We start from the raw sequence: 6838 nt of genomic DNA on the forward strand, positions 1-6838 counted from the left end.
CGAGGATCGCCTTGGCCGACACGACGTCCCACACGTTCACCACCCGGAGGATCTCGGGTGCCGCGTGGAGCTCGGAAAGGGTGCGTGCTCGGTCGGCCGGTGAGGTGCTGGACGTCTGCGATGTCTGCGCTGTCATCCGGCCAGACTAGTCGGGAAGCGTTGCGGCGGGCGCGGGCATGCAGAGCACATCCCCGGCCAGGAGGTCCGCCACGAACTCCTCCTCGACAGCCAGCCCACGCTCCGCCATCGCGGTGGCCAACGTGGGGTCCCACGGGGAGGGCGCCGGGCTCCCCGTCAAGCGAAGCGAGTGCTGGCCTTCGGCCACCGCTGCGAGGTAGTCGCCCGCGCGGTAGCGCCACGGCACCCAGGGAACCTGGGCTGCGAGCACGCGGGCGATCCGCAGCCCCGCCCAGTCGAAGTCGCCGTGGTAGCGCACCTGTGCCCCCGCGGCGGACAGGTTCCGCACCAGCTCCACCACCGCGGTGCTCGGCTGACCGCCGGTGCACACCAGGACGGGCGCGGCGCCGTCGTCCCGCCCAGGGCCGTCCGGGCGGTGACCGTCCGACTGCGTCCGGCTCCAGCGCGCAGCGGTGACCTCGACGACGCTGGGGTTCTCACACACGTGGACGACGCCCGCCGGGGGCAACGCCGCCACTCCCCCGGAGCGTACCTGGTCCAGGGTGAGGACGACGGGCATCCGAGCCACCCGCATCGCCTCCAGTGCCGTGGCCGTCGCCCGCGCGGCGGCACCGTCATGCCCGCGCTCGCCGGGGATCCCGATGCACAGGACCGTGGAGGCGACGTTCGACATGACCACACCGGCGGCCGCCCAGGCGTCGCGCGCCGAGGAGTCGCGGCCGGCAGGGCCGCGAACCGGCCCCTCGCTGGAGGTTCCGGGACGGAAGGCCTCGCGGACCACCGTCGCGGCCAGTCTGCCGAATGGCCGCGAGACGTCCAGGGCGTGGGCGTCGCCCACCGCCTCGCGGGCGAGGACGGCCAGGGGCCGCCCGTGGGCCGGCAGCCGGTCGAGGACGGCGAGGAGGTCACGGACGAGCCGGGCACCGATCTCCGGGGTGGACGTGGCGCCGGTGCGCGCCGCCTCCGCCGACGCGGTCCGCTTGAGGCCGCCGGCAGCGCACCAGGCGTGCCACCACTCCAGAAGACCGTCGAAGCGCCGCGCCGCCGGTTCGAGGGCGTCCCGCGCCGCAGCCCACCCCGCCACCTCCCGCGCCCGGATGCCGTGCGGTCGACCACCGGGCCGCTCAGCGTCTCGACCGCGTCGGCGAGCCCGGCGGGCCACGGCCCGCGGCGCAGGATCTCCTCGACGACCGCAAGGTCCACCCGCAGCGTCGCTCCCCCACGCCGGGGTCGGCCCACGAGCCGCACCGCCGCGGCCCGCTGGGCGTCGGTCGGTCGGTCGAGCTGGACGACGCCGCGCAAGGGAGCGTCCCCGGCGGCCAGGATCCGGGCCCGCACCCGGTCGACCAACCAGGCCATCTCCGGCACGCCCAGGAGCCGGTCGAGCGCGGCGCGGTCGCCGGGCCGCGCGCCGGTCGCCCCGTCATCGGTCATCCGAACAACGTCTCCTCCTCGTCGGCGGACGTGGACCCGCCGCCGGCCCTGGCAGCATCATCGATCTCCGCGGTGCGCTCCCGCCGTCGTCCGTCCCAGCGCCAGCGGGTGACCCCGACGGCGTCGACGCCCTCGACCCGGGAGAGCTGGGCGATCGACAGGCCCGGTACCTGCGGGTAGCAGCCCCACTCCCGCTCGCTCGTCATGACGACGTCGAGGTCGAAGGTCGCCAGCAGCCCGAGCGACTTGGCGCGGGAGTCGTCGTCGACGCCGGCGAAGGCCTCGTCGAGGAGGATGAGCCGCGGGGCGTGCGGGGCGGCGGAGTTGTAGTGCGCCGAGGCGGCGGCGAAGAGCGGCACCGAGACCGCCAGCGCCCGCTCCCCGCCCGAGGCCGGGCCGGAGGCCGAGCGCCACTGCCCGTGCTGCCACCGCTCGACCACGAAGGAATGCCACTGCCGGTAGTCCAGCGCCTGCTCCAGGTGCTCCTGCCAGCCACCCGTCGGGTCGCTCTCCCGGACCTCGGCGATCCGGGCCTGGAGGAACTCACCGATCGCCGCCCGGTCTTCGGCCGTCCACGTGGCGTCGGAGCGGACCATGAGGCGCCGGGCGGCGGTGAGTCCGGCGGGGCCGTCACCGCGTTCACGCCACCGGACCCGCAGCTGCATCCCGGTGGAGGTCTTGCGTTCGGCGAGCTCCCGGTTCATCCGGTCGATCTGGTCCTCGGCGGTGAGCAGCAGCTCGTGCAGGTGTCCGGCGACCTCGTTGACGAGGTGGTTCTCCAGGATCTCGCGTTCGCGGGCGCTGAGCAGGCGCTCGCGGTCCGCGACGTCCTGGGCCAACCGCTCGGCGAGCCGGTCGACCTCGACCTCGTCCTGGAGGTAGCGCACCCGCACGACGAGCACGTCCCCGCGCTGCTCGACGAAGGCGGTGTGCCCGTGCCGGCTCATCTGGTTGCCGAGCTCGGTGGCTGCCCCGGACACCCGTTGCTGGGCGCGGGACCAGGCGTCGTCGCTCTCGTCGACGTCGGTCAGCTGCTGCTCGGCGGTCCGCGCCAGGGCCAGCCCGGCGGTGAGGTTCCACCCCTCGCCGTCCGGCGTCGTCGGGACGGCCGGCTCGGGTAGCGCGACACGCAGCAGACCGGTGTCGACGAAGCTGCGCAGGGCTCCGACCGCGGCCTCGCGGGCGTCGGCGGCCTCGCTGCGCCGACGCTCCAGGGCGCGGACCTCCCCCTCGAGCTGCCCGTGGCGCGTGGCGGCGGCGAGCTGGCGCACGCCGACCTCGCGCAGCTCCTCGCCCACGCGGCGCAGGGCGGCGGTGGTCTCGTCGAGCCGGGCCTGGAGCTCGGCGACCGACGCACCGACGGTGGCGTGCAGCTCCTCGTACGTGGCCCGGAGCCCGGCGGCCCGCGTCCGCGCCTCGCGGTGGTCCTCCTCACGGAGAGCGCGGAGCTCGGCGGACTCGGCGGCCCGGTCGAGCGACCGCCCGCGGGTGGTGGCCGCGTCGGCGAGTGCACGGGCGGCCTGCCGGGCCTCACCCAGGGCCACCTCGTAGCCGGTCACGGCAGCCAGGACGGCGTCCGCCTCGGCGGCGGTGGGGCCCACCCCGAGCTCGGTGGACTGCTCGACGAGCTCGGCCCGGGCCCAGGTGGCCTCGTCCTCCGCCCGTTCCCAGGCGGTGCGGGCCGCCTCCACCCTCGTGCGGGCCCGCTCGAGCTCCCGCTGCGCCCCGACGGCGCGGTGGTGGGCGGCACCGAGCTCGCGTTCCACACCCGCGGGGTAGCCTGCACGCTCGGCCCGGGCGCGCTCCACCAGGGTGGTGGCGGCGGCGACCTCCGCACGGGCGGTCGCCACCTCGGCAGCGAGCTCCTCGGCCCGGGCCTGCAGCACGGCGAGGCGCTCGCGTCGGTGTGCCTCGCGGGCACCCGCCCCGAGGAACTCGGCCCGCTCCTTGGCCCACGCTCCGCGGGCGGGTCCGGCGCCCCACCGGCCGGTGGCGTCCACCCACCAGGCCGCGCCGGAGCTCTCGCCCAGGCCGATCCGGCCAAGCACCGCTCGCACGGCATCCGCGCCGACCCGGTCCGCCGTGCCCGCGGCGGGCTGCAGGACGGATACCAGCCCGATCCTGGCCTCCGGTCCGACCGGTCCCAGGACGACGTCGTCGCCGGCCGTCAGCGTGCCGTCGGGGAACACCCAGGCGTCCAGCAGCCCGGCCGACTGCAGGGCAGCCTCCAGGCCCGCCCGCTCGCCGTCGGGCACGGTGTCGGCGAAGTCCGTCAGCCACCACAGCGGTGCCCCCGGGCGACCGTCCCGACCGCTGGTGTCACGTCCCGGAGCGGCGGGCGGTTCCGGGTCCTGCCCCGCCTCGAGTCCGGCGATCTCGCTCCGGACCGCGGCGAGCTCCGCGGAGAGCCGCTGCGCGGTGTGCTCCGCCTGGGCCCGCTGCTCACCGGCGCGGGCGAGCGCGGTGGCGACGGCCGCATCGAGCGCTGCGGGCACCGGCGGTTCGCCCGACAGCGTGCGCGCCCAGTCCTCGGCGAGAGCGGCGAGCTCGTCCACCCCGACGTCGAGCTCGAGGACCGTCAGCCCGGCCGCGTGGCTCCGCACGGCGTCGCGATAGGCACCGACCGCCGCGTCGACCGACTCGTGCGCGGCACGCAGCTCCTCGCCACGCTCCGCCTCCTCGCTGTGCGCCTCGTCCAATGCACGGCGCTCACGCTCGGCCACGGTCCGCGCTCGGTCTGCCGCGTCGATGAGGCCGCGCACGTGGCGCACCTGCTCGCGGCGACGACGCAGGACCCGGTCGGCGGCCGAGGCGTCGGTGATGATCGCCTGGTGCTCGGCGCCCAGGCCGGCGTCTCCGGCGAGGCGGGCCGCGTGCGCCTCCTGCTGCTCGGCCTCGGCGGCGGCCCGCTCATGGTGCTCGGTTGCCGCCTCGGCCTCCGCGGCATCACGCGCGGCGACCTCGGCAGCGCGGGCGGCCTCCTCCCCTGCGGCAGCGGCCCGCTGCTCGGCCTCGGCGGCGGCCCGCGATGCCTGGTCGAGCCGCTCGGCGTCGCGCATCTCCGGGCTGGTACGCAGCGCCTCCGCCTGTCCCTGCAGCGTCCCCTGCCGCTCCTCGGCGTCCTCCCGAGCCGCGGCGAGGCGGTCGACCTCGGCGGTAGCGGCGGCCAGGGCCTCCTCGGCCTCGCGCAGGTCCCGGCCGGCGTGCTCGTAGGCCGATGTCGCCAGCCGCACCGCCGTCGTGTGGCGGCGGGAGGCGACCTGGGCGTAGGCGCGGTAGTGGCGCAGGAAGTCCGTGGCCGCGCGCAACGTGTCCTTCGCCACGGCGATACCGGCGCGCTCGTCCTCCAGGGACCGGAAGGACTCGGCGACGTCGGCGACCACCGCCTGGTCCAGCGGCGCGAGTGCCTCGGTGAGCGCGGCCGAGAGCGCCTTCTCGTCGGGCTTCTTCGACAGCTGCGGCTGCCGGAGCTGGATGAGCAGGTCGATGAGGGCGGCGTAGCGCTCCTCCCCCAGCCGGAACATCGCCTCGTCCACCGCCCGCCGGTAGGCCTCCTGGGTGGTGTGGACCTGCCCGCCGCCGGTGGTGGTGAGCTCGTCACGCAGCCGCTCCTGGCTGAGGGCGGTCCGGTTGGCGTCGAGCAGGCGCAGGTCACCGATGCGCCGGGTGCTGGTGAAGTACCAGGTCTTGACGATGCCGCGGCCGGAGGCCGCCTTGAGCCCGATCCCCAGGGTGGTGAAGTGCTCGGTGCCGTCCGGGTCCACCCGCCCGAACTCCACCCACGAGTAGCCGGTGCGCTCCGAGTGGGGGTGTGCCCCACCGAGCAGCAGGTTCCACTCCATGCGCTTCTTCGGGTCGGCGTCCGGCTCCACCCGACGCGGCGCGATCGAACCGTCGAGGAGGAACGGCAGCGTCAGGGCCAGCACCTTGGACTTGCCCGTGCCGTTGTTGCCGCGCAGCAGCAGGCGACCGTCGTGGAACCAGAACTGCTCGTCGTCGTAGTAGAAGAGGTCGACCAGGCCGAGCCGCAGGGGCTGCCACCGTTCGGTGGTGGGGCGGGGCAACTCGTCCATCGGCTCGGGCCCGCGGGGGTCGCGGGTGAGCTCGTCGAGGCCGGTCATCGTGCCCTCCGTGCGGTGATGGTGGGGGCGGCGACGGCGAAGCGCCGCAGCGCCGGGAGCGGGTGGACGACGGCGGTGGGTCCCTCGCCGGTGACGCGCACCAGGCCCAGGCCGACGAGGCGGTCGACGGCGTCGGCGACCAGCGCGTTCTCGGCGCCGGGCTCCTGGGCGGCGCGGCGCCAGTAGGCCGAGTGCTCGCCGGCGAGGCGCCGCATGTGGCGACGCAGGGTGGCCACATCGGTGGCGCCGGAGCCGGCGAGTCGCTCGGCGAGCAGCAGCGTGGCGTGGCCGTCGGTGCCCTGCTCGGGCATCCGGACGTCGGTGAGCTGGTCGTCCGGGTCGACGAGGGCGATGCCCTCGGCGCGCAGCTCGGGCACCAGGCCGGTGGCCTCGGCCAGGCGACGGGTGAGCTGGACCCGCTGCCCCACGAGGTAGGTGCGTTCGTCGTCGGGCAGCTCGTCGTAGTAGACGACCGGGTCGCACAGCAGCCGGCGGGTGACCGCGTGCCGCAGCCGCCGGGTGGCCTCCTCCTCGGTGTAGGCCGGCGGCGGCTCGTGGAGCGCGGCCTCGATGCGATCGATGGTGGCGTCGGGACCGAGCGCCGCGCCGACGAGGCCCGGGCTGTGCGTCGTGGAGAGCATCGTGGCCAGGACTCGACGGTCGACGTCGTAGAGGGCGTCGCCGCCCGCCGAGACGTAGGACTCCTCGTCACCGGCCACCCGGACGAGGACGCCGTAGGACAGGAGCAGCCGGATCGCGGCGACGAGGTCGGAGCGCTCATCCCGGCCGGTGAGGGTGAACACGACGTCCTCCAGGCCGGGCTGTCGGGCGGCGAGCACCACCTCCTCGGCGAGTCTGCCGAGGGAGATCTGCGGGTCGGAGCGCTCGAGGACGGCCAGCGCCAGGCAGAGCAGGACGTAGCGGCGGCGGGTGAAGGGCGGGTCACCCCTGCGGGCGCGGGCGGGGTGCCGTTCCGCGACGGCGACGGCGGTGGGGCCGTGGGGGACGTGAGCGGTGAGCAGGCGCACGGTCTGGGACTCCACGACGAGCCGCCAGCCGGTCTCGCGGTCGAACCAGGCACGCAGCGCGTCGGCGTGGCGGCGGGCCAGGCGGAACGTCTCGCCGTCGGTCTGGGCGCGCAGCAC

Annotated in this window: 2 protein-coding genes and 1 pseudogene; all 3 read right to left on the reverse strand. The window is 75.9% G+C overall.

The genetic code is table 11. The features are described 5' to 3' along the window. Positions 1 to 145: 145 nt before the first annotated feature. A pseudogene (locus tag Q0195_RS04350) lies at positions 146 to 1572 on the reverse strand (TIGR02679 family protein). Beyond that, positions 1569 to 5693 carry a TIGR02680 family protein gene (locus Q0195_RS04355; RefSeq protein ID WP_299275058.1) on the reverse strand — a complete coding sequence of 1375 codons (4125 nt, stop codon included), beginning with the start codon at positions 5691 to 5693 and terminating at the stop codon, positions 1569 to 1571. The pseudogene Q0195_RS04350 and the gene Q0195_RS04355 overlap by 4 nt, the downstream one beginning before the upstream one ends. Then, on the reverse strand, positions 5690 to 6838 hold a 1149-nt coding region (locus tag Q0195_RS04360), incomplete at its 5' end, for a TIGR02678 family protein (RefSeq protein WP_299275061.1). The genes Q0195_RS04355 and Q0195_RS04360, both read right to left, overlap by 4 nt.

The organism is uncultured Georgenia sp. (assembly GCF_937958535.1).
Classification (GTDB): domain Bacteria; phylum Actinomycetota; class Actinomycetes; order Actinomycetales; family Actinomycetaceae; genus Oceanitalea.